The organism is Gemmata sp. SH-PL17, from assembly GCF_001610855.1.
Taxonomy (GTDB): domain Bacteria; phylum Planctomycetota; class Planctomycetia; order Gemmatales; family Gemmataceae; genus Gemmata; species Gemmata massiliana.
This window is the reverse complement of sequence record NZ_CP011271.1, coordinates 8,126,147-8,148,015: the sequence shown is the minus strand read 5'-3', so window position 1 is coordinate 8,148,015 and position 21,869 is coordinate 8,126,147. Positions and strand designations below refer to the sequence as shown.

The 21,869-nt window shown below is 65.4% G+C and carries 15 protein-coding genes; 11 read left to right on the top strand and 4 right to left on the bottom strand.

The window, feature by feature from the left end:
* Positions 1–1,308, bottom strand: a complete 1,308-nt coding sequence (locus VT84_RS33925; protein WP_052550806.1) for a PLP-dependent aminotransferase family protein — start codon at positions 1,306–1,308, stop codon at positions 1–3.
* 431 nt (positions 1,309–1,739) lie between these two features.
* Between VT84_RS33925 and VT84_RS33920 the strand changes: the two genes are divergently transcribed.
* A complete protein-coding gene (locus VT84_RS33920) occupies positions 1,740–3,740 on the top strand; it encodes a protein kinase domain-containing protein (RefSeq protein ID WP_162271942.1) in 2,001 nt (666 codons plus the stop codon).
* A 355-nt stretch (positions 3,741–4,095) separates the two neighbouring features.
* Here the strand turns inward: VT84_RS33920 and VT84_RS33915 are convergent, their stop codons facing one another.
* Positions 4,096–4,509, bottom strand: a complete 414-nt coding sequence (locus tag VT84_RS33915) for an FHA domain-containing protein (protein WP_082842655.1) — start codon at positions 4,507–4,509, stop codon at positions 4,096–4,098.
* A gap of 588 nt (positions 4,510–5,097) precedes the next feature.
* Between VT84_RS33915 and VT84_RS33910 the strand changes: the two genes are divergently transcribed.
* The 3 genes from VT84_RS33910 (at position 5,098) to VT84_RS33900 (ending at position 6,854) form a co-directional block, all read left to right on the top strand.
* Positions 5,098–5,358 carry a hypothetical protein gene (locus VT84_RS33910; protein WP_082842654.1) on the top strand — a complete coding sequence of 87 codons (261 nt, stop codon included), beginning with the start codon at positions 5,098–5,100 and terminating at the stop codon, positions 5,356–5,358.
* Between the two features lie 177 nt (positions 5,359–5,535).
* Positions 5,536–5,991 (top strand): hypothetical protein, encoded by a 456-nt coding sequence (locus VT84_RS33905; RefSeq protein ID WP_082842653.1) that lies wholly within the window; start codon positions 5,536–5,538, stop codon positions 5,989–5,991.
* Positions 5,992–6,080: 89 nt separating this feature from the next.
* Positions 6,081–6,854 (top strand): NIPSNAP family protein, encoded by a 774-nt coding sequence (locus VT84_RS33900; protein WP_082842652.1) that lies wholly within the window; start codon positions 6,081–6,083, stop codon positions 6,852–6,854.
* Between the two features lie 58 nt (positions 6,855–6,912).
* On the opposite strand, the gene VT84_RS33895 is transcribed toward VT84_RS33900, so the two are convergent.
* A complete protein-coding gene (locus VT84_RS33895; protein WP_239465552.1) occupies positions 6,913–9,609 on the bottom strand; it encodes a PAS domain-containing sensor histidine kinase in 2,697 nt (898 codons plus the stop codon).
* Between the two features lie 423 nt (positions 9,610–10,032).
* Positions 10,033–13,929: a protein kinase domain-containing protein gene (locus VT84_RS33890; RefSeq protein WP_082842651.1), complete on the bottom strand. Its 3,897-nt coding sequence runs from the start codon at positions 13,927–13,929 to the stop codon at positions 10,033–10,035.
* A gap of 492 nt (positions 13,930–14,421) precedes the next feature.
* Between VT84_RS33890 and lpxA the strand changes: the two genes are divergently transcribed.
* From lpxA to rplI, 7 genes are all read left to right on the top strand, one after another.
* Entirely contained in the window at positions 14,422–15,276 is an 855-nt protein-coding gene (lpxA, locus tag VT84_RS33885) for an acyl-ACP--UDP-N-acetylglucosamine O-acyltransferase (RefSeq protein WP_052550820.1), read from the top strand.
* Between the two features lie 44 nt (positions 15,277–15,320).
* Entirely contained in the window at positions 15,321–17,828 is a 2,508-nt protein-coding gene (locus VT84_RS33880; RefSeq protein ID WP_082842650.1) for an RNA polymerase sigma factor, read from the top strand.
* Between the two features lie 172 nt (positions 17,829–18,000).
* The gene (locus VT84_RS33875) at positions 18,001–18,597 is read left to right on the top strand and encodes a 50S ribosomal protein L25 (RefSeq protein ID WP_082842649.1); all 597 of its coding nucleotides are present in this window, start codon (positions 18,001–18,003) and stop codon (positions 18,595–18,597) included.
* 168 nt (positions 18,598–18,765) lie between these two features.
* Positions 18,766–19,410, top strand: coding sequence for an aminoacyl-tRNA hydrolase (gene pth / locus VT84_RS33870; RefSeq protein ID WP_082842648.1), 645 nt, complete (start codon positions 18,766–18,768; stop codon positions 19,408–19,410).
* A gap of 255 nt (positions 19,411–19,665) precedes the next feature.
* Positions 19,666–20,181: a 30S ribosomal protein S6 gene (locus VT84_RS33865; RefSeq protein ID WP_052550828.1), complete on the top strand. Its 516-nt coding sequence runs from the start codon at positions 19,666–19,668 to the stop codon at positions 20,179–20,181.
* 157 nt (positions 20,182–20,338) lie between these two features.
* A complete protein-coding gene (locus tag VT84_RS33860; RefSeq protein WP_052550829.1) occupies positions 20,339–20,854 on the top strand; it encodes a single-stranded DNA-binding protein in 516 nt (171 codons plus the stop codon).
* A gap of 108 nt (positions 20,855–20,962) precedes the next feature.
* Positions 20,963–21,535, top strand: a complete 573-nt coding sequence (gene rplI / locus VT84_RS33855) for a 50S ribosomal protein L9 (protein WP_052550831.1) — start codon at positions 20,963–20,965, stop codon at positions 21,533–21,535.
* The last annotated feature ends 334 nt before the right edge of the window (positions 21,536–21,869 follow it).

Here is a 21,869-nt window from a genome sequence, read left to right as displayed (position 1 = left end):
TCACACGCCGGCCTTCACCTTTTCGCGCTTGCCCGCGCTGATCGCGGCACAGGCTTTTCGCAACCGGCGAATGCCTTCGGGGATCTGGTCTTCCGTGGCCACACCGAAGCACAAACGGCACTCGTTGTTCGGCACCGAGTCGGTGTCGTCGAACACGTGACCGAACTGGCCCGGCACGTACATCACACCCGCTTCGAGCGCTGCTGGGACCAGCGGACCGTCCGGGCCGGTGTCGATGCCGTCGAACGTGAGCCACACGTAGAACCCGCCCGCGGGGACGGTCCAGCGCGCCGCGGGGAAGTCGCGGAACTCTGTTTCTAGCGCCTGAACCATCAGGTCGCGCTTCTTGCGGTACACGTTGCGGAGGTGCTCCGCGTGCTTCGCGTAGGCACCGGACGCGATCAACCGCGACGCGACGTGCTGCGACAGGTTTCCGGAGCCGAAGTCGTGGCTCCCTTTCAAGTGAAGGAGCGGGGCCATCACGTCGGGCGGCATGAGAGCGTAGCCGGTCTTCAGCCCGGGCGAGCACGGCTTCGAGAACGTGCTCGTGTACACCACGAACTCGTTCGTCGGATCGAACCGCTTCACGCTCGGTAGGTCGGCGCCAGTGAACCGCAACTCGCGATACGCCGCATCTTCGAGAACGATGATCCGGTGGTTCGTGCTGTACTGGCGCGCCAGTTCCACCAGCTTCGCCCGGCGGTCTACAGCGAGCGTCAACCCGGTCGGGTTCTGGAAGTAATCGACGGTGTAGATCACCTTCACGCGAGGCAGGTCACCAGACCGGCGGAGCCGTTCGAGTAGCGATTCGAGCGCGTCCATCCGCATGCCGTGCTCGTCCAGCGGTACCGTCAGTACCTTCGCGCCGTGAGACTGGAGCAGGCTGTGGAACACGAAGTACGACGGCGCTTCCGTGATAACGATGTCGCCCGGATCGAACAGCACTTCGCCGAGCAGGTACAGCAACTGTTGCGAGCCGGTCGTGATACACACGTCGTCGGCCGTGAGGTTGACATCAGAAGGGCGCACGCCGTCCGCGTCGCACACCAACTGGAGCACCTGTTCGCGCAGTTCCGGTAAACCCTGCGTTGAGCCGTATTGCAGCGCGGCGCGGCCCGTGAGCGGGTCGGCGACGATCTCGGCGACCGCTGCCCCCACTTCCTCCACCGGCAGCGAGCCTTCGTCCACCAATCCGGCGGCGAACGAGATCAGGCCCGGCGTTTCGAGCGCCTTCTGGATGAAGTAACTGATGGGCGAATCGGTGGTGCGGCGGGACTTGCCCGACCGCGACAGGGGCGCCGGCGGCATGCGATTCTCCTTGGAAAAGCAAAAAGCCCCGGAGGGTTACTCCGGGGCCGACGAGTGTTTCAGAACACGGTCGAACCCGGAGTCAGGTGACTGCGGCAACGGCGAAAATAACGGCAAGCGCGAGCGCGCCGGCAGCCGCGTAAGCGACGTGTGCCAGCCGAACTCGCGCCAGAGCCGTCATTTCGTGCCGATCCCTTTGTCCGGTTTTCTCGACGGAAGTTTACTACCGCGCGAACGCGCTCTCGACAAGCGAAATATTCGATCGCCGCTCCGCTTGCCCCCGTTACCACCGGTATCTGATGAGATCGGCACGCGGGGCACAACTGAAAACGTGTTCTATGGTTGGGTGCGTATCGTGCCGCGTCGAGGTCGGGTTACGCCCGTATCGCGGTTTTTCAGATCACACACGAACGAATCCGGCACCGGTTCCCATGTCTGCCTCCCTCGTCGCGAACCCCGTGGACGCTACGGCCCTCGCCGACGAGTTGGCCCGCTACCGGGTCGTTGACGCGGACCAGTTGAGCGGACTGTTGACCGAATTTCACGGCGACGGCGCGGGCGCGTTTGCGGACTTCCTCGTTCAGCGCGGTGCGATCAGCGCGTTCCAGGCCGAACGCGCGCTGTCGGGCGAATCGTCCCAGTTGGTGCTCGGTCCGTACCGGCTCGCCGGGGGCGCGGGCCGCGGAACGTTCGGGCCGTTGTTCTCTGCGACACACACGACCAAGCCCGGTGCGTTTACGATCCGGACAATGCCGCTGCGGAGCTTGTGGAAGGCGCGACAGGCGAAACAACTCGCGCGGGCGCTCGCGGTGGGCGAAGCGCACCCCGTGGTTATTCCACTTATTGAAGTCGATTCAGCGAACGGATTGCATTATCTTGTATGGTCACAAACCGACGGTGTGCGACTGTCGGATTATGTGGACGGCAACGGCCCGCTGCTCGCGAACGATGTGATCGCGATGCTGAGGCACATGGCTTCGGCGCTTGCCGCGTACCATACTCGGGGTGTCGTACACGGGGCGCTGACCCCGAGCTGTGTCGCGATCGGGACCGACGGCCGACCTCGGATACTCGAACTCGGCGCCGGCACGCTACTCGCGCAGAACCTGGACGCCGACGAGTCGCTGTTCGATTCGATGTCGGCCGCGTTCGCTTCGGCCAGCGTGCTAACGTTCGCGGCCCCGGAACTGGCGGTGTCGCCGCTCGCCCCGACGCCCGCGTGCGATCAGTACGCTCTCGGCACGGTGTGCTACTTCGCGCTCACCGGGTTGTCCCCGTACCCGCACCCGGCGCTCGCGGAGCAGCTCCGGGCGAAGCGGAACGGGCCACCCCCGTCGGTCGCGATCGTGAACCCCGACGTGCCGCGCGAACTCGCGGCCGTGCTAGACCGAATGATGGCTCCCGCGCCGGGCGCCCGGTTCCCGTCGCTGCACGAATTGGAAGAAGCGCTCGCGGAACTGGCGCTCACGGAACTGACGCCGGTCGAGCAACCGTCGGTGGAACCGCTCCTCTCGCGCCTTCAGAAGCGGAGCGGCGAGACGAGCAAACCGATCGCGCGGGTGGTAACCGGATCCGGTACACTGCGCCCCGCCGCACGCGACGACTCGGACGCCTCGATCTCGTTCGACTTGCCCGAGGCGACGGAACTCGCGCCCGAAACGGACCCGGTTCCGCGGCTCGCCCAAGCAGAAACGCTACCCAGCGGCAAACCGTTCGATAATGACCATACGCCCTCGCCCGTTTTCGCTCCGTCATCCTCACCCGCTCATTCGGGGGACCAGGACATGGCGAATCGGCTCCTCGGGGCACTGAACGGCGGTGGGAACCGCCCGGACCCGCCGCCCGATCCGCGCCTTTCGGTACCGAACCCGGTTCAGTGGCAAGCGCCCGACGCGACCAGCGGGGCGCCACAGGACCAGCCTTCCGGCGTGCGTAAGGGACCAGCGCCCGTACCCCCGGAGCAGCACCCGCCCGCGCACTCGTTGTTTTGGAAGAGGTTGCGCCGGAACCTGTTGTTCTGGAAGCCCCCGCGCGACACCGTGCAAGTGAGTGTGTTCGGTCCGGCCGCTGCAACTCCCGGTCAGACGGTCCGGCTCACGCTGTTCCTGCACCAACCGGATGCGGTCGATAACGTGCGCACGTTGTCGCGCGTGTTCCAGAAGGACGCGGAACTCGTCGGGACCGGCTACCTGATGAGTGAGATCGTGCGGGCCGCGGAACTGTCGGTTCACGTGTCGGTGTCCAACGCCGGGATCTCGCGGACGATGATGAAGTTTCAGTGGCGCGGACAGCCTCAGCGCCTCGGATTCGATTTGCACATCCCCTGGGAGAGCGCAGAAGGTTGGCTTCCTGGGTTAGTGTCCGTCGGCCTCGAAGACGTGCGCGTGGGCAAGATCGAGTTCTGGCTGAACGTGCCCGCACGCAAGGCTTAATGGGTGGACGATAGAAGCCGCGGATAGCGCAGATTACGCAGATCAGACAAGAGAACGATTTCTAGCCCCGGATGGGGCGTAGGCGAGTAGCCAGGGGTGAAGCGTAAGCGCAACCCCTGGCGGTCTGAGCAAATCGACTCCGTCCTTTTACCGTGATATCCGCAATGAGTTTCCGCCTCCGCCGGGTTCGGTGGAGGCTCGCCAGGGGTTGCGCTTACGCTTCACCCCTGGCTACTCGCCTACGCCCCTCTCGGGGCTTAAACGCATCTCCATTCTGATTTGTTTTCTGCCAGATCTGTGTTATCCGCGGCTCTGCTATCTGCTTCCCCTTGTGGCCATTCTGCCCTAACACCCGCTAGCCCTTTGGTGCCTTCTGCTCGGGGTACACGTCGGGGAGCGCGTTGCGGCGGATTTGGTGTGTAACGGCGTCTTTTTTGCTGCCCTTCTGAGAGCCGCCCTCGTTTTCTTTCTCCAATTTGTCGAGTTCGGCGCCGAATTTGACCACGTACTTCACGTTCGCAATTGCGATCGTGTCGTTGGGCAGCAGCGCCGCCCGGCGGACGCGCTGACCGTTGACCCGCGTGCCGTTCGTGCTCCCGAGGTCGCGGAGCAACAGTAGGCCGTCGGTCTTCACGATGACGCAATGGAGCTTTGAGACACTTTTATGGTCGAGGCGCACGTCGCAATCTTCGTCCCGGCCGAAGAGCGTCATGTCTTTGAGCAGGTCGAGGGACGGACCGCCTTCGGCGGACACCAACCGGGCGCGCATGAAATCACCCTGACTCGGGCGGAAGTTACCGCTGCATTCTCGCTCGCCGTGAGCGCGGGAACAAGAGACACGACTTACTAAATTAGTACCACATTCCGTCCGGCCGCGCATGGCCGGTACGGGTGGGGGCGGTCAATCGGCACAGCGATTGCGACAAGATACTTTCGCCCGATCCGTTTGCCGAGGAACCACCTATGAGTTCGCCACATATTCCGCCCGCACCGGGACCGGACGTTCCGACCCAACCGCACCCGGTCCCGAAGCCGCCCACGATCCCGCCGGATGTGGAGCCAGCGCAACCTGGGATCGCGCCCGAAAGCCCGGCTCTGCCGTATCCGGTAAACCCACCGTCCCCCGGTCCCGCGCCGAGCGTCCCACCGACTTGGGGTTGAGTCCGCGCAACCGCGTTCCTATTTCCCGTGTACCGGCGCGGCGCCCGACTTCGGTAACTTTGCGATACCACCGAGGCTCATCGCGGGTTAGAATCCAAAAGCACGTCCTCTCTGGATTCTACCGCCCCGAATCCGTGCTATTCGTAAGAGTGCCGAACCGCCGGCCGCGCCGGGACTTTGAAAGGGACGCTCGCTCATGGTCATGCGGAACGGGAACGACGGTCGGGGCGCGCGCCACTGGGACGACGTACCCTCGCGGCTTCGTACCCGCGTGTCGAGTCAACTCCGGTTCCCTGAGCCGTCCGAGGCTAGTAGCGAGTTCCCGGAACCGCAGCCCCTCTTTACCTTCGGTGAATTGGTCTACGATCTTTCACGACTCGCGCTCCTCTTTTTCGCAATTGCGGTCGCTAACACGGTCTTTCTGCTCGTTGCGCTCTCATTTCTTCGTGGCGGTTGATCGAACACTGCCACTGTGATCGCCCTTTCGCGCCTCCGAACGCACTTCTGCTTCGCCACCTTTCCAGAACACCAACTCGTTTCGTCCGCGTGTTGCATCGCGCCAGCGGTCTACGGTAAGATGCTTTCTCCTGCCTCACCGCACTTTCCGTTCTGTTCCACCTGCGGAGCCAATTCGATGCTACGGACCCACGTTGCGGCCCTCGTGCTGTTGGGCGCATCCGTCGTACACGCGGACCCGCCCAAGCCCACCGCGCCGCCCGCCGAACAGAAATTCTGCCCGATCATGACCAAGGACGAGATCGACCCGAAAGAGTCCAAATTCGAGACGTACAAGGGCGTGAAGATCTACCTCTGCTGCGACACGTGCGTGGCGAAGTTCCGCCGCGATCCGGCCGCGTACCTCGATCCGAAGTTCGTCCCGGCGCTGGCGGGCGTCGAGCTGCCGAAGCGCGGGATCGAGCAGCAGTTCTGCCCCGTGTACCGCGACAAGAAGATCTCCGAAAAAGACCCGTCCACGACGTACAAGGGCGTGAAGGTGTACTTCTACAACGCGACCGCGAAAGAGCGCTTTGAGAAAGATCCGGAGCGCTACGCCAGCGCCGAAGTGCTGCCGCAGTTGCCGAAAAAGTGAGAGGGTACCAGAGTAGTGAGGGTATGAGGGGCAGAGGGTGAAGCACTCTCGCGCTCTCGTACCCTCTGCTCCCTCTCACTGGAGGCCCCATGCGCTCGCTCCCACTGGTCGCCCTCACGCCGTTGGTCGCGCTACTCGCGCCGGCCCTCGCACCCGCAGCCGAAAAGGAAGCCCGCTTGTACGAGATGCGAACCTACTACGCGGCGCCGGGCAAGCTCGACGCGCTGAACGCCCGGTTCCGGGACCACACGCTCAAGTTGTTCGAGAAGCACGGGATCACCAATCACGCCTACTTCGTGCCGATCGACAACAAGGACAACAAGCTCGTCTACTTCGTCTCGTACCCGAACAAAGACGCCCGCAAGAAGTCGTTCGAGACGTTCGGGGCCGACCCGGACTGGAAGAAGGCCCACGCCGACAGCGAGAAGGACGGCAAACTGGTCGACAAGATCGAGTCACTGTTCCTGGCGGAAACCGACTACTCGCCGGTGTTCAAGACCGAGAAGAGCAAAGAGGACCGCGTGTTCGAGCTGCGGACCTACATCGCGACGCCGAACAACCTGGGCAACCTCAACGCCCGATTCCGGGACCACACGCTCAAGCTGTTCGAGAAGTACGGCATGACGAACGTGGTGTACTGGAACGTGGCGAAGGGCGAAAAGGACGCGGACAAGCTGCTCGTGTACCTCCTGGCGCACAAGAGCAAGGACGCCGCGGCGAAGTCGTTCGACGGGTTCCGCAAAGACGCGGACTGGCTCGCGGCGCGGAAGGCGAGCGAGGAGAAGGGCGGGAGCCTGACCGAAGCGAAGAACGGCGTGGTGTCCGAGTTCCTCAAGCCGACGGACTACTCTCCGCTGAAGTAGTCGCACAAACCCCGCGCGCCGGGCGAACTTCACTCGCGCCCGGCGCAATAGCTCGCGCCTACCGCTCGCTGAGCACTTCGCGGAGCTTGGCGCCGAGCGAGGCCGCCGTGAACGGCTTCTGGAGGAACGCCACGTCCGCCTGGAACACGCCGTGGCGGACGACCGCGTCGTCGGTGTAGCCGCTCACGTACAGCACCTTTACCTCCGGCCGGATCTGCTCCAACTGCTCGGCCACCTGCCGCCCGCTCAGTCCCGGCATGACCACGTCGGTCACCAGCACGTCGATCGGCCCCGGGTGGACCCTGCACGCGCGCAGCGCTTCCTTCCCGTCCGGCGCTTCGATCACATCGTACCCGAGTGACTCCAGCGTCAGCCGGGTCAGCCCCCGGACCTGGTCGTCGTCCTCGACAACGAGTACCGTTCCGCTGCCCGTCGGCAGGGGCTGGTGCGCCGCGGGGCCGCTCTCGGCCGGTGCCGCGCGCCCGACCGACGGCAGGTAGATTTTGAACGTGGTGCCCCGCCCGACTTCGCTGTGTACGGTGACGCACCCGTCGCTCCGCCGGACGATGCCGAACACCGTTGCCAGCCCGAGCCCGGTTCCCTTGCCGACCCCCTTCGTGGTGAAGAACGGCTCGAAGATCCGGGTCTTCACCTCTTCGGTCATCCCCGTTCCCGTGTCCGACACCACCAGTAGCACGTACCGCCCGGGCGCGATCCCGGCTTGGACCCGCACGCGCGCCGCGTCGATATCGACGTTGGCCGTCGAGACGGTCAGTTGCCCCCCGGTCGGCATCGCGTCGCGGGCGTTCACCGCCAAGTTGACCAGCACTTGTTCGAGGTGGCCGGCGTCCGCCCGCACGCGGTCCAGCCCCGGGGCCAGCGCGGTTTCAAGCCGAACGTCCTCCCCGATCAGGCGCTTCAGCATTTTGCACGCCCCGTCCACCACCGCGTTCAGGTCGAGGACCGCGGGCTCGACCACTTCCTTGCGGCTGAACGTCAGGAGCTGGCGCGTGAGGAGCGCGGCCCGTTCGCCGGCCTGGTAGATTTCTCGGACCGGACCGCGGTTCGGGTCGAGCACCGGTAGGGACGACAGGATCAACAAACTGTACCCGCTGATGACGGTGAGGAGGTTGTTGAAGTCGTGGGCCACGCCCGCCGCGAGCTGCCCCACCGCTTCCATCTTCTGGGCCTGCCGGAACTGCTCCTCCAGGACGGCCCGGTGCGTCACGTCTTGGCCCAGGCACAGTAACCCGGTGAACCGGCCCCCGGCATCCGTGAGCGGGGTGTTGAACCACTCGAAGGTGACCGTCCGCCCGTCCCGGGTTCGGTTCTCGTGGACCGCGTGGGCGGCCATGTCCCCGGCGCGAATCCGCGCGAGGAGCGCGTCCGTCCGCTCCCGGGCGCCCGGCGGGATGAGGTCGAACGGGGTCTTCCCGAGTGCCTCCGCCCGGGTGTACCCCAGGGCGCGCTCGGCGGCCGGGTTCCAGTCGGTAACGCGGAAATCGGCGTCGAATAGCACGTAGCTGAGCGGCATCCGCGCGACGTGCAACTGGAGGCGCGCCAGGAGCGCGTCGCGCTCGGCGGCCACGCGCAGCACCTCGGTCACGTCGCGGGAGATCCCGATCAGGCCGATAACGTTCCCGTCCTTGTCGCGGTACGGCACTTTGGTCGCCAGGTAGGTGCGCGTCACGCCCGCCGCGGTGAGCGTCTCCTCCTCCGTCTCCGGGGTTCCGGTTCCCATCACCCGGCGGTCCCGGGCCATCACCTGCTCGGCCCCGTCCGGGGTGAACAGCGCCGTGTCGTCCCGGCCGAGTACCTCGTCGGCCGACCGGCCGAGGAACCGTGCCGTGGCCGGGTTGCACAGTAGGTACCGGCCGGCCCGGTCCTTGACGAACACCGCGTCGGTGATTCCCTCGGTGACCGACCGGAGCAACTCGTTGCTGGCCTGGAGGTCGCGCTCCGCCCGGCGCCGAACCAGGTCCGTCCGGTCCAGGACGCGCACGGTGGTCCAGACCACGGTGCCCAGGACGACCACTTCGAGGGCCGCGAACAGCACGATCCCGAACGCGGGCTGGTAGTACCCCGCCCACGTTCCGGCCAGGACCAGCCACGCGATCCCGATCGTCGCCCCGACGACCACCGGGACGAGCCGCCGGGCCAGGTACCCGCCGAGGCCGTCGCCGAGCAGGACCGAGACGGGACCGCTGTCGGGGCGGTACGAAAGGAGCCCGGTGGCGAGGACCACGAACGCGAACGCCGTGGGCAGGGCCATCGACGTGTAGGGGTTGTAGGCGGAAACCGATTTCTCGCCGGCCAGGTAGCTGAGCAGCGAGAGGACCGAAACCAGGCCGGTGACGAACGTGACGAGTTGGGCGGTGGCCACCCCGCGGTTGCGGTGGAGCGCGATCAGGGCCGGTCCGAGGACGAGGAAGTTGATCGCGGTCGTGAACGCCATTCGCCCCGGGGGTGGCCCGAGGGAGGGCACGGCGAATTTGTCGCGGGTAATCAGCTCGTCGATCCCCAGGTTCCACCCGGTCACGAACTGCGAGCCGACGGCGAGGCCGCTCAGGGCGGCGAACAGGGCGCAGGCGGCCGCCGCCCGGCCCGCACCCGCCACCGACAGCCGAAGGGCCGCTCCGAGGGCGAAGAAGCCGATGGCGGTGTTGACCTTCATCTCGACCAGGCCCGGCAGAACGCTCTTGAAGACGGGGATATCAAGCGCCCAACCGCAGAGGTTGGCGGCACCGACCGACATGACTACGCCCGCCGCGAGACGGGGAATTGCTGTTCGCATGGACCAAGAGACTCGGGGAGAGGGCGGGTGACCCCGCTGGCCGGGTGCGACGTCTCATCCGGGGGGCAGGTTACGCGGCGAGTTCGTCAGCGATTGATGTGTAACCCTGTCGACCGGGTAAGACGTTCAATCATGATCGATCAGAACCGACGTCGTTAGCTAAAATTTTCGCGATTCTCACGGGGCTTTCAAGATCGTCCGATAATCAAATTGCGACACGTTCGACGGCACACGAAGTGTGCGCGATTCACCGATAGGAATGCGGAAGAGTGCCGGCTAGATCGGTGGGGGGCGGCCGGGTTGGGATACACAACGTGAGCACTTACGCTGTTACTGGCCGTAAGTAGACAGGCTAACGAGCGCACGCTCTTGAGGGATTCCGGTTCACGTTCGCGGGAGGGCGGGCGGGAGGCGCGGGCCGGATTCGGACGTGGTGGGACGCACGTCCGCGCGCCACCGCTTGACGGCCCCGTCGCGGCTCACACTCACGAGTGACGTGCCGTCGGCGTTGAACGCAACTTCCAGGACGCGGTCCGCGTGCCCGGTGAGCGCGAGCCGCTCGCGCCCCGCTACCGGATCCCACAAGATCACCGCGCGGTCGTCCCCGCCGGACGCGAGCGTGCGACCGTTCGGGCTGAACTCCAGCGCGTGAACCGCGCCGGTGTGTCCAACGAGGTCGCGTGCGAACATCAGCCCGCCGCTCCGGTCCACGTCCCACAATTTAATCAGCCCGCTCGCGTCGCCGGTCGCGAGTAGCCCGCTAGTCCGGTCGAAGGCCGCTGATTCGATGCTCGCCCGCGGCCCGTGAGCATCGGGAACGTGAGCGAGCACTTTGCCCTGGAGCGTGACGATGCGCACCCCGGAATCGACCGCGACTGCCAGCCAGTTCTGGCGCGGGTGGAACGCGATCGCCCGCGCCCCTGGGACCGCAAGCACGACTCGCCCGCCCTTAAGATCGATCGGACGGTCTGCCGTCGCGGGGATCGATCGGAGGTCGTAGATTCGCACGGCGTCGGAGTCGACGGTTACGATCCATTGACCCGTCGGGTCGATGCCGACGGTGTAAACCGGGAGCGGCGTTCGTACCATCACGGCCCGGGTGAACGCCCCGCGAGGAGGTGTGTTGGGCGACGGCAGGAACGGGCGCCCGGTGAACGGGAACGGCTGCCACACGAGCAGGCCGCTCCCGTTGGCGACGACGAACGTGCGGCCGTCCGGCGACGTTGCCGCGGCGCGGATCGTGTCTTTCGAGGACGGGATACCGAACGGGAGCGGGGTTAGCGCGAGCGGTCCCGGCGGTCCCGGAATCGGCGGGCGGTTCGGGGGCACGTAATCGGCGGCCATGATCCGCACTCGGCCGGTGTCATCAGCCACAACGAACGCTGTGCCAGCGCCGCCCACGCCCACCGCGGCCAGCCCCTGAGCGGCGCTGGCGTTTCTGCCACTCGGGTCGCGCGCCAAACGCAGAAAGTCATCGGGTTCGTGTGTCCGAATGGCCGTCTGCCACACCACCGCGGCGCCGTCCATTCCTGCTGATACAACCGTGCGCCGGTCCGGGCTGAATGCCACCGCGTTGACCTGCTGCGTGTGGCCGGTCAGTTGCCCGCGCTCGCGCCCGTCTTCCGCGTCCCACAAGCGCACCGTCTTATCGAAGCCCGCGCTGGCGAGTAACTGCCCGTCGTCGCTGAAGGTCAGCGCGTAAATGCTGGCGGTGTGCCCGAACAGTCGGCGGTCGCGCCACGTCTGCGTGTCGAACAGGCGGACGTGATTCGTCGCGCCGTTGTTCACGGTCGCGACGGTCTGGCCGTCCGGGGAAACCGCTACGGCGCGGACCGCTTCGGCGTGGAGCGGAAGAACGCGGATCAGTCTTCGGCCGTCGGCGGAGATTACGCGGGCGATGCGATCGTTGCCGCCAGAGGCGAGGATTTTGCCGTTCAGAGAGAAGGCAACACACAGCACTCCACCGGCGTGGACTTGCAGCGCGCGCGATTCCCACACCGCGTGGGCGTTCGGCGATTGGGTCGCGCGCCGGGCGCTCGCGGCCACGGCTCCCAGTCCGCCGAGCGCGGCGAGATCGGGCGGCGCCGGGCGCCACGCGGTCAGTTCCCACCAGCGCAGGAACCCGTCGCCGCCACCGCTAACTAGCGCGCGCCCGTCCGGGCTGAACGCGACGCAGCTCGCGCCGCGCTCGTGCGCGTCGAGGGTAAGCGTGGCACCGATGTCGGGCACTTTAATCAGCGGCTCGAACACGGAGGTGGCCCAGGCGAACCGGCTCGCGAACTGGCGGGCCGTTGTGAGCACGTCGAGCGGGAGCACCCACAGCCGGACGGTGCCGTCGGCCCCAGCGGACGCGATTGTGGTTCCGTCCGGGCTGAACGCCAGTCCGAGCACCGCTCCCTCGTGGCCGCTGAGTGTGGCCCACGTGCGCCCGGTCCGCGGGTCCCACACCCGGACCCGCCCGCCGTCGCCCGCGGTCGCGACGAACTCACCGGTCGGGGAGTACGCGACCGCGCGGAGCGGGTCGTCCGCACGGTGGTCGAGGTACGCGCGGTCGTCGCGCTGGCACAGCCGGCGCAAGTACGCCCAGGCGAAGTCGCGCAGGTCCGGCGGGCACCGGGTCTCGTCTTCGAGGAGCGTGGCCGCGCGAAGCGGGTCGCGCTCGCACAGGATCGCGACCTGAGCCAGTTGCAGTGCGTAGGCCGCGCGCCGCGTGCGCTGGGCCTCGCGCTTCAGTTCTTCGGCCCGTTCAAGTGCATCGTTGCGCTGCTTCTCATTCTCGGCCGCCAGTGCCTCGGCCCGGCGCTTTTCGGCTTCCGCGCGGTCGCGCTCCTGCTGAGCGATCCACTTCTCGTGCGCTTCCGCGGACGCCGCATCGCGCACGCGGAAGTACGCCGTTGACAGCACGGCGACCAGCGCGACGGTCGCCACGATGGTCATGCTCAGGAGCACGGCGAGCGACGGGTGCCGCTTCGCCCACTTCGCCCCGCGCCCCCACGCCGAGAGCGGGCGTGCCAGGATCGGTTCGCCGTTGAGGAACCGGCGCAAGTCGTCGGCCAGTTCGGAGGCGCTCGCGTACCGATGGATCGGCTGCTTCGACAGGCACTTCAGGCAGATCGTTTCGAGGTCGCGCGGGACGAGCGGGTGCAGGCGCTTGGGCGGCACCGGGTCGTCGTGGAGCACCTGGAGGACGGTTTCGAGAGGCGTTTCGCCGCGGAACGGCGGGCGCCCGGTGAGTAGCTCGTAGAGAATCGCGCCGAGCGCGTAGACGTCGGCCGCAGGTCCGATGTCGCGCGTCCGCCCGCCCGCCTGTTCCGGGGCGATGTAGCTCGGGGTACCCATCACCGCGCCGGTGCGCGTGCCGACGTCGCCGCCGAACGTTTCGTTGAGCCGCTTCGCGAGTCCGAAGTCGGTGACCTTCGGGACGAACCCGGCGCACGCGGCCCGGAGCGCGGAACCGGCCACCAGCGCGCCCTCGGTTGCCTCGCGCTCCGCGTTCAGGAGCACGTTGCCCGGTTTCAGGTCGCGGTGAACGATGCCCGCGGCGTGCGCGAACTGCATCGCCCGCGCGAGGATCTCGATCAGCTCGGCCGCGCGCTTGTCGTTCCACGGGGCGCCGCTGAGGTGCTGCGCGAGGCTCCCGCCTTCAACAAATTCCAGCGCCAGGTACGGGTGCCCGCTGGCCTCGCCGATGTCGAAAATCTGGACGATGTGCGAGTGCTGGAGCGCGGCGACCGATTCGGCCTCGCGCTTGAACCGCTCGCGCTCGGTCGGTCCGGCGTGGATGCCGGACAGGATCATCTTCAGCGCGACGGTGCGGTTCAGGTTCAGTTGCCGGGCCTTGTAAACGACCCCCATCCCCCCGCGCCCGACCTCGTTCAGAACCTCGTAGCCCGGGATCTGTGGCGGGACGAAATCGATCGTGTCGCCGGTCCCGAACGGCACCACACTGCTCGGTTCCCTCCCCGGACCCGACTCGGACGAGTTCGCTTGCGGGGGAACGAACCCGGCGAGCGATTTAAATGACGAGTCGGGCGCGTCCGCTCCACCGGGGTGCGTGAACGCGACGGTCGGCGGTTCGTTGTGAGCGGAGGAGGCCGGAGGGAAGTTGAGGGTCGCGTCCTGGCTGCCGGGGGCGTCACCGCTCACGGCGAGCACAAACTGTTCTTCGCGCTCGGTGATGGCAAGGACGAGGGTATCACCACACACGGGGCACGCCGGGGACGCCGACCCGTTCGGCGGGTTCCAGGTGTGGCCGAGTGAGCAGCGAAAACCACCGGCCATACTGGAACCTCGGAGATCGGGGCACCACCCTGCAATTATCCCCGCGCTCGCGCCCGATTCAAGCACCCGGACGCAACCGTCGAATTTCTGCGCGGACCGACACGGAATGATTGCCCTGTACCGGACGAACGAATCGAAAAAAATTGCTTTCTTGTGCGATGTATTTCGCCTCGAAGTGACACTTATTAAGTGCCCAACCGGTTTGTTGCAGCGCTCAACGCTGCGACGTGGAGTGCTGCGCGCTCGGTGCCGTCACTCTTGCGGTAAATTGGGCTGTAAGGCCTTTCTCGGAAATATTTTGCGCCCGTGCGATCTCGGTGGGGCATGTCAGGGGCGTTATTCGCGCTGCGGAGGAGCAGAAAAGGTATTACGATGCCGGGCACCGGAGACGATAAGGAAAGAGCCGCACGCGCAGTTGGACTGGTGCGCGGACGGAGAATGGCGTATTGGACCGGGCCGGGAAAGCTGGGTTCTGTCGGAAAGGATGCCCCCATGACGCGCCCCACGCTGCCTCACGCGCACCCCACCGCGATTATTTCCGCCGAAGCGAATTTGCCCGCCGATGTGAAGATCGGGCCGTTCGCGGTGCTCGAAGGACCGATCACCCTCGGTCCCGGGTGCGTAATTGGTCCGCACGCTCACCTGATCGGCCCGCTCACGCTGGGCGCGAACAACGAAATCGGTAGCAGCGCGGTGATCGGCGGCGCGCCTCAACACCTGGGTTACAAGGGCGAGATCACTTCCGTCGAGATCGGCGACGGGAACGTCTTCCGCGAACACGTGACCGTTCACCGCGGGATGCCGATCGGTGCCGGACCGGGCACCGGGGTAACGCGGATCGGGAACCGCAACTTCTTCATGGCGGCGAGCCACGTGGCGCACGATTGCGTCGTCGGCAACGACGTCATTTTCGCGAACGCGGCGCTCATCGGCGGGCACGTGACCGTGGGCGACCGAGCCTTCATTAGCGGGAACTCGGCCGTTCACCAGTTCTGTCGGGTCGGTCGGCTCGCGTTCTTGAGTGGGGCGTCCGCGTCGAGCAAGGACATCCCGCCGTTCTGGGTGATGCAGGACGTGAACTACGTCCGCGGGCTGAACCTCGTGGGCATGAAGCGGGCCGGAATGCCCCCCGCGGAGCGCATGGCCGTGCGCAAGGCGTACCGCACCATCTACATGACCCGGCCGGCTCTGCCGCTCTCAGTGGCGCTCATGCGGATCGAGGCCGAACTCGGGGCGTTCCCAGCAATTCAGGAACTGGTCGAGTTCATCCGCACGTCGAAGCGTGGGATCTGCGGTGCCCACCGGCTCGTGGGGACCGGCGACGATGACGAATCTGTAGCCGCATAAATTTTTTCTGCACGCGCGGTTGATGGTGGCGACATGATGGTGGTATGCGAACCGCCGCTGCCGTTTACCGCGAACTGATCCCGGACCGCCGAACCGACGGCGAACTGCTCGCCGCGTTCATTTCCGAACGGTCCGAACCCGCGTTTATCGAACTCGTCCGCCGGCACGGGCCACTCGTTTGGGGTGCCTGTCGGCGCCTCTTACCGGACCCGGCCGACGCGGAAGATGCGTTCCAGGCCGCGTTCCTGGTTCTCGTTCGTCGCGCGCATCAGGCCGCACGCAACGGCTCGGTGGGGCCGTGGTTGCACCGCGTGGCGGTGTGGACCGCGCGCAACGCCCGACGCAAGAACGCCCGGCGCCTCGCCCGGCAGCACGCGCTCGTTGAAGACGCCCCGCTGTTCGCGCCCGATGGCGACCTCCGGGCGGACATCGACGGCGCCCTGCTCGCCCTTCCCGCGCGGTACCGCGATCCGATCATTCTGTGTCACTTGCAGGGCTATTCGCGGCGCGAAGCGGCCGAGCGCCTGGGGTGCGCGGAGGGCACGCTCTCGGCGTGGCTCAACCGCGGGTTGGCGAAGCTCCGCACGCGCCTCCGTGACTTTGATCCAACGAAAGTGCTACCCGTCTTGGCGGCGGGGGCGGTGCCGGCGGCACTGGCAGCGAGCACCGCTCGCGCGGCCGCCGTGTCCACCGTTGCCGCGGTGACCGTCACCCCCGCCGTTTCCTCGATCGTCGAAGGAGTGCTCCAAATGCTCTGGATGAAGAAGGCAACGGCCGCGTCGTTCGCGCTGTGCGCCGTGTTCGCGATGGGGGTCGGGGTTGGCCTGGGCACGCGCCCGTCGTACACCGGCGCGGTGGCTCAGGACGGCGATCCAGTGACTGGGGTCGCAGTCGCACCCTCAAACGATCCCAAGCCGAAGCCGAACGCACAGCCGAATCCGAAAGCCAACCCACAGCCGAAGCCGAACCCGTTGTCGCCAGACGATCTCGCCGCGATCGAGGCGCAAGCTCGCCGCGCGGAGGCCGAACTGCGTCGGCTCGCCGAGCTTCGGAAGCAGACGGAGACAGAGATTGCCGCCGCCACCGCGGAGTTGCAGGCGCTGAAGCGGTATCTGGATCGAGTAAAAGGGACCGAGAAGTCGGGGGCGCGTACCGCGGACGAGATCGTTGCGCTGGAAAAGGTGATCCGGGAGAAGGAAGCTCTGCTCAAAGGCGGCGGTTTGCGGGATATTGATGTGGCGAACCTTATCGAGAAGAAGCTGGCGTTGGATCAGCTTCAGAAGAACGTAGGCGCCAAAGCTGAGGATCTGAAGGCACTCAGAGAAGAGATCGCCAAATTAGATAGGGCCGAAAATTTCCAGGACCACAAGGCCCTCAGGGAGGAGATCGCTCGGCAGCCCAAGATCGAGAAGCCGGATGTCGCGAAAGAGTTGAAGGCGCTCAAAGACGACGAGCTGGCTCTGCAAAACAAGCTCAAACTGGCGACCGATCTGAAACTCAAGGAAGAAAAGCTCGGCGCCCTTCTGCACGCCGAGAAGACGGTCGCAGCGAAAGAGATCGCGGCACTGGAAGAAGCGACTCGGGCCAAGGAAGCACAGCACCAAGCACTGCTCACTGCTCTTAAATCCCTGGGGAATTCCAAACTAGCAGACCCCAATGAAGCGACTGCCCTCAAGGGTGTAATCGAGCAACTGCAGAAGTCCGCGGATACGTCCGCGGCCGAACTGAAGTCGCTCAAAGACCAACTCGCCAAACTGAAGAGCGCCAAGCCCATCCAGGAACAGCGCACCGAGAAGGAAGCCAAAGAAGTCAAAGAGAAGCTTCAAGAGCGCAACAAGGACAAAGAACTCAAAGAGAAGATCCAGGAACGCAACAAGGACAAAGAACTCAAAGACAAAGAGATTGACCAGAACAAGGCCCTCGCTGAAATTCAGGCGCAACTTGAGCGGCTCGTGGCCGAAAAGCAGCGGCTCGTTGCTCAATCGAAGGCCACCGAAAAGCAAATCGCGGACGCGGAAGCGGCGCTCCGGGAGTACCAGCGAAAGACCCAGTTGATGCTTGCTGAAAAGATGTTGGCGGAGAAGAGGGTTGCGGAAGCGAGCCGGAAAACGATTACGAGCGGCGGGTACATCGAACTCACCATCGCGGGCAAAGCCGGGGCGTTCGAGTTCACGATCACCGAAGTGCCGGCCGGCGACGGCAAGGCCCGCGGGCTCCAGGCGAAGTACGGTCCGGTCACCACACGCGACCCGGCGGCCCTGGCCGTGCTGCTCGCTCGTGCGAAGAAGGACGCCGGCGGCCCGCAAGAGGTGCGCGTGATCGCGCAACCGCAAACGGTGCTCGGTGCCGGACCGGTGGCCGCGCTGGAAGCGTGCGATAAGGCCGGGTACAAGACCGTGAAGTTCACCGGGTACGTCTTCGGCGGCGGGTTCGCGACCGAACTCAAGTCCGACCAAAAGGGCGAGGTGCGCGGGTACAAGCGGCTCGACGGGACCGAGGTGCGGCCGAAGGAACTGGCGGAAGAGATCCAAGAGGGGTTACGCCGGTTGTAATAGCGGTTTTTCCGGCCCGCACTTGTCGGTCAGTCGGTCGCCCGCCATAATCTCTCCTACCAACCGCGAGGCGGTTCCCTTCGGAACCGCTTCCTGTCGTTTGTAAGTGCGGGTCGACGAGGGTAGCGGGCGCGATTCGCCTGCGAGAGTAACCTTCCCGCGAGGAAATAGCATGTCCGACAGCGTTACCCTCAAGACCACTGCGCGCACCGAGAGCGGCTCCCGCGCCGCGATCAAGCTCCGCAAGCAGGGGCTCGTTCCGGCGATCGTGTACGGGCACAAACTCGAAAACGCGCAGGTCGCCGTGAACGCGGAAGAACTCGACCGCGCGATCCGCATCCAGCACGTCCGCGTGCTCGATCTGGACATCAACGGCAAGGTCGAGACGGTCCTCATTCGCGAACTGCAATGGGACTACCTCGGCAAGCAGATGATCCACGTGGACTTCGAGCGCAAGGACCGCTCGGAACTCGTCCGCGTGACGGTGCCGGTCGAACTGCGGAACGCCCCGAAGCAGACCGGGGGCGGCGTGCTCGATCAGCCGCTGCACGCGCTCCACGTCGAGTGCCCGCTGGGTAACATCCCCGAAGCGATCCGCATCGACATCACCAACCTCACGCTCGGCAACCCGATTCACGTTCGGGAACTGGCGCTGCCCGAGGGCGTCAAGGCCCTGGAAGCTCCGGAAGCCGTCGTCGTGCAACTGAAGCTCCCGGGCATCGAACCGGTCGCGACCGCCACGACCGAGCCCGGCGCCGGCCCGAAGTAATCAAGCCGGAAAAGAAGAAGGCCGAGGACGCGGACGAGAAGTAACCGCGATTTCGGGTTGCAGGGCCGTGATCCGGGATCTGATGGTGGCGAACCCGCGCGACGGACGCGGGGCTCCCTACCTGACGACCGATCACGGTTCTGAAATCTGGGGTCAACGGAACTCGCCATGAAAGTCATCGTCGGTCTCGGGAACCCCGGCCCGAAGTACGCGGGCACCCGGCACAACGTCGGGTTCGATGTGATCGACTACCTCGCCGCGGGGCCTGGAGTCGGGGCGTTCCGCGAGAAGTTTGAGGCGTTCATCGCGGAAGCGAAAGAGGGCGACGAAACGGTCCTCTTCGTCAAGCCGCTCACCTTCATGAACCTGAGCGGGCGCGCGGTCCGGGCGATCCTCGACTTCTACAAAGTACCCGTCGAGAACGTGCTCGTGATCTGCGATGATTTCAACCTGCCGCTCGGCAAGTTGCGAGTCCGGACGAAGGGGAGCCACGGCGGGCAGAACGGGCTGCGGAACATTCAGGAACAACTCGGCACGGACGGCTACGCCCGGCTCCGGATCGGGGTGGGACAACCGGCGGTCGGCGAAGCGATCGACCACGTGTTGTCGAAGTTCAAGCCCGGCGAGCGGACCGCGGTCGAAGACGCCGTAGCTTCCGCGGCGAAAGCGGGCCTCGTGTGGGTGAAGCAGGGCGTCGAAGCCTGCATGAACAAATTCAACGGCGGCGACGACAAAGAGAAGCCCAAGAAAGAGAAGAAGCCCAAACCGGACGGAACCAAGGCGGACGACAAGAAGCCCGGTACGAACGGTTGATAACGGACCACTGACTACGAAGACGAAGCCAGGGTCGCTCCCCGCTCAATGTGTGGGCGGGGTCGCGGGTTGTTGTGCGAAGGAAAAAGAGAAAAGTTAAAAGGAAAAACTCGAGCCGAATACAAAGCCAATAGCTGGCCTCTTGTTTCGCTTTTTCATTTTATCTTTTACCTTTTTCCTTCGCAGCCAACGGCCGCGTTGAACCACGGTGACCACCGCGCCGGGAACGTGGCGCGGACAACCCAAAGGGACGACATGCCGAAGCAGACATACGAAACGCTGTTCCTCCTCGATCCCACGAAGGTGTCGGCCGACGCCGAAAGTGTGAAGCAGCAACTGCACACGCTCATCGAGCGCCACGGCGGGCACGTCGATATCAGCCGCCCGTGGGACTACAACCACAAGCTCACGTACCCGATCGGGAAGTCCAAGAAGGGCAGCTTCCACATCATTTACTACACGTTCGAGAGCACCAAGCAGGCCGAACTCGAACGCGACTTCGCGCTGCAAGAGGGGCTGATCCTCCGGCAGTTGACCTCGAAGCTCGACCCGAAGTGGAAAGAGGAGATGCTCCGGATCGCCCGCGAGGACACGGGCAACGGGTTCGCGCTCCGCGGCATGCAGGACGAGCAGACCGTGCAAACGGACCCGTCCGCGATCGGCGGCGAATCGATGGGCGAAGAGGGCGGCCCGCCCCCGCGCGGGGACCGTGGCGAGGGCGGCGGTGGACCGCGCCGCGGGCGCCGCGATATGGCCGAAAAGCCCGAGTGATTCCGGGCCGGCCGCGCCCGGCGCGGCCCCCGACCGACCTTGTGACGAGGGCCACGGTTCGCGTACATTCTTCCTTGCGACACCCCCGACACACTTAAAACTCCACGTGTGTCTTTTACTCCCCTACGTCGGGCGGGTCGTGTGAGGAGAGTTCGTTATGGCGAACCTCAATAAGGTCATTCTGATCGGTCGGTTGACGGGCGACCCCAAAAGTACCCCGTTCAAGACCGGCGGGATGGTGGCGAAGTTCGGTTTCGCGGTAACCAACCGCAAAAAGAACTCTCAGAGCGGACAGTGGGAAGACGACCCGATGTTCATCGACGTCGAGGTCTTCAACCGGGGCGATACCGGGAAGCTCGCCGACCTGGTGATGGATAAACTGAAGAAGGGTTCCCAGGTGATGCTCGAGGCGAAACTGCACCTCGACCAATGGGACGACAAGAACGGTGGCGGGAAGCGGTCGAAGCACAAGCTCGTGGTGGACAACCTCCAACTGCTCGATCCGCGATCGGAGGGTGGTGGAGGGGGCGGAGGCGGTGGTGGCTACGGCGGCCGCTCCTCGGGTTCCTCTGGCGGGCGCAGTGGTGGCGGATCGATGCCGCCCGACGACGGGGACGATTACGGCGGGGACGGGGGCAATTCGGGCGGGGGCAACGACCCCATCCCGTTCTGAGCCCGAGCGGTTCGCACCTTCCCGTCGCGAGTGAACTAGTAATTTCCCGGGCGCCCCCGTTAACCGACGGGCGCCCGGTTCAACACAAGCACGGGACGGGATCTAATCATGGCCAAAACCGCGAAGAAGGGCGAAGCCGCGAGCAAGCCCGCCGAAAAGAAGCTGCCCCAGAAGAAGGTCCGCGTGCGGAACCAAGTCAAGAAGGGGGCACATGGCGGCACGCTCGTCGTGCTCGTGGACGACACCGCACACGTCGGCAAGCAGGGCGAGATCGTCGAGGTGAAGGCCGGGTACGCCCGGAACTACCTGATCCCCTACGGCAAAGCGGTGGTCCCCACCGCCGAGAACCTGCGGACCCTCGAACAGTACAAGATCAAGGTCGAGAAGGCCCGCGAAGCCCGCATCGCGGACCTCAAGGTGCTCGCCGAGCAGCTCACGCGCCTCCCGGCCGTCACCATCGAAGCGAACGCGACCGAGGACAACCACCTGTACGGGTCCATCGGGCCGGTCGAGATCAGCAAGACCCTGAAGGGCAAGAACCTCAAGGTCGAGCCGGAAATGGTGAAGCTCGAGAACGCGATCAAGGAAGCGAACACGCTCACCGAAGTCCCGCTCTCGCTCGGCTTCGGCATCGAAGCGAAGATCCAGGTGCTCGTCGTCGCGCTCCAGGGCAAGAAGTAGTCCGCACGCGGAACGCGGAGTTCGGAACGCGGAGTTCGGAACGCGGAACGGAAAACACGAAACGCGAGGTGGCCCCACACATGCGGTACCACCTCGCGTTTCGCTTTTGAACGTGCGATAAAACACAGGGCGGGAGCCCTGTGCTATGTCAGCCGGCCCCTCCGGGGCGGAAAGGCATTGGCCTTCACCACCACACCGAGAGCACGCACCCGCTCGTTAGCACTCGCGGTTCGCCTGAGTCTCTTGGCGAACCGCGAGTGCTAACGAGCGGGTGGAGTTACGCAACCGCGAGAACTCAACGCCCCTGGGTAACGGGTAAGTTTGTTGTTTTCGT

What these genes read in the sequence shown, in the direction of transcription:
- VT84_RS33900 (WP_082842652.1), top strand. Translation starts at nt 6,081, where the DNA reads ATGCGCTCGCTCCCACTGGTCGCCCTCACGCCGTTGGTCGCGCTACTC.
- VT84_RS33860 (WP_052550829.1), top strand. Translation starts at nt 20,339, where the DNA reads ATGGCGAACCTCAATAAGGTCATTCTGATCGGTCGGTTGACGGGCGAC.
- VT84_RS33915 (WP_082842655.1), bottom strand. Translation starts at nt 4,509, where the DNA reads ATGCGCGCCCGGTTGGTGTCCGCCGAAGGCGGTCCGTCCCTCGACCTG.
- VT84_RS33905 (WP_082842653.1), top strand. Translation starts at nt 5,536, where the DNA reads ATGCTACGGACCCACGTTGCGGCCCTCGTGCTGTTGGGCGCATCCGTC.
- VT84_RS33890 (WP_082842651.1), bottom strand. Translation starts at nt 13,929, where the DNA reads ATGGCCGGTGGTTTTCGCTGCTCACTCGGCCACACCTGGAACCCGCCG.
- VT84_RS33910 (WP_082842654.1), top strand. Translation starts at nt 5,098, where the DNA reads ATGGTCATGCGGAACGGGAACGACGGTCGGGGCGCGCGCCACTGGGAC.
- VT84_RS33920 (WP_162271942.1), top strand. Translation starts at nt 1,740, where the DNA reads ATGTCTGCCTCCCTCGTCGCGAACCCCGTGGACGCTACGGCCCTCGCC.
- lpxA (WP_052550820.1), top strand. Translation starts at nt 14,422, where the DNA reads ATGACGCGCCCCACGCTGCCTCACGCGCACCCCACCGCGATTATTTCC.
- rplI (WP_052550831.1), top strand. Translation starts at nt 20,963, where the DNA reads ATGGCCAAAACCGCGAAGAAGGGCGAAGCCGCGAGCAAGCCCGCCGAA.
- VT84_RS33865 (WP_052550828.1), top strand. Translation starts at nt 19,666, where the DNA reads ATGCCGAAGCAGACATACGAAACGCTGTTCCTCCTCGATCCCACGAAG.
- VT84_RS33895 (WP_239465552.1), bottom strand. Translation starts at nt 9,609, where the DNA reads ATGTCGGTCGGTGCCGCCAACCTCTGCGGTTGGGCGCTTGATATCCCC.
- pth (WP_082842648.1), top strand. Translation starts at nt 18,766, where the DNA reads ATGAAAGTCATCGTCGGTCTCGGGAACCCCGGCCCGAAGTACGCGGGC.
- VT84_RS33880 (WP_082842650.1), top strand. Translation starts at nt 15,321, where the DNA reads ATGCGAACCGCCGCTGCCGTTTACCGCGAACTGATCCCGGACCGCCGA.
- VT84_RS33875 (WP_082842649.1), top strand. Translation starts at nt 18,001, where the DNA reads ATGTCCGACAGCGTTACCCTCAAGACCACTGCGCGCACCGAGAGCGGC.
- VT84_RS33925 (WP_052550806.1), bottom strand. Translation starts at nt 1,308, where the DNA reads ATGCCGCCGGCGCCCCTGTCGCGGTCGGGCAAGTCCCGCCGCACCACC.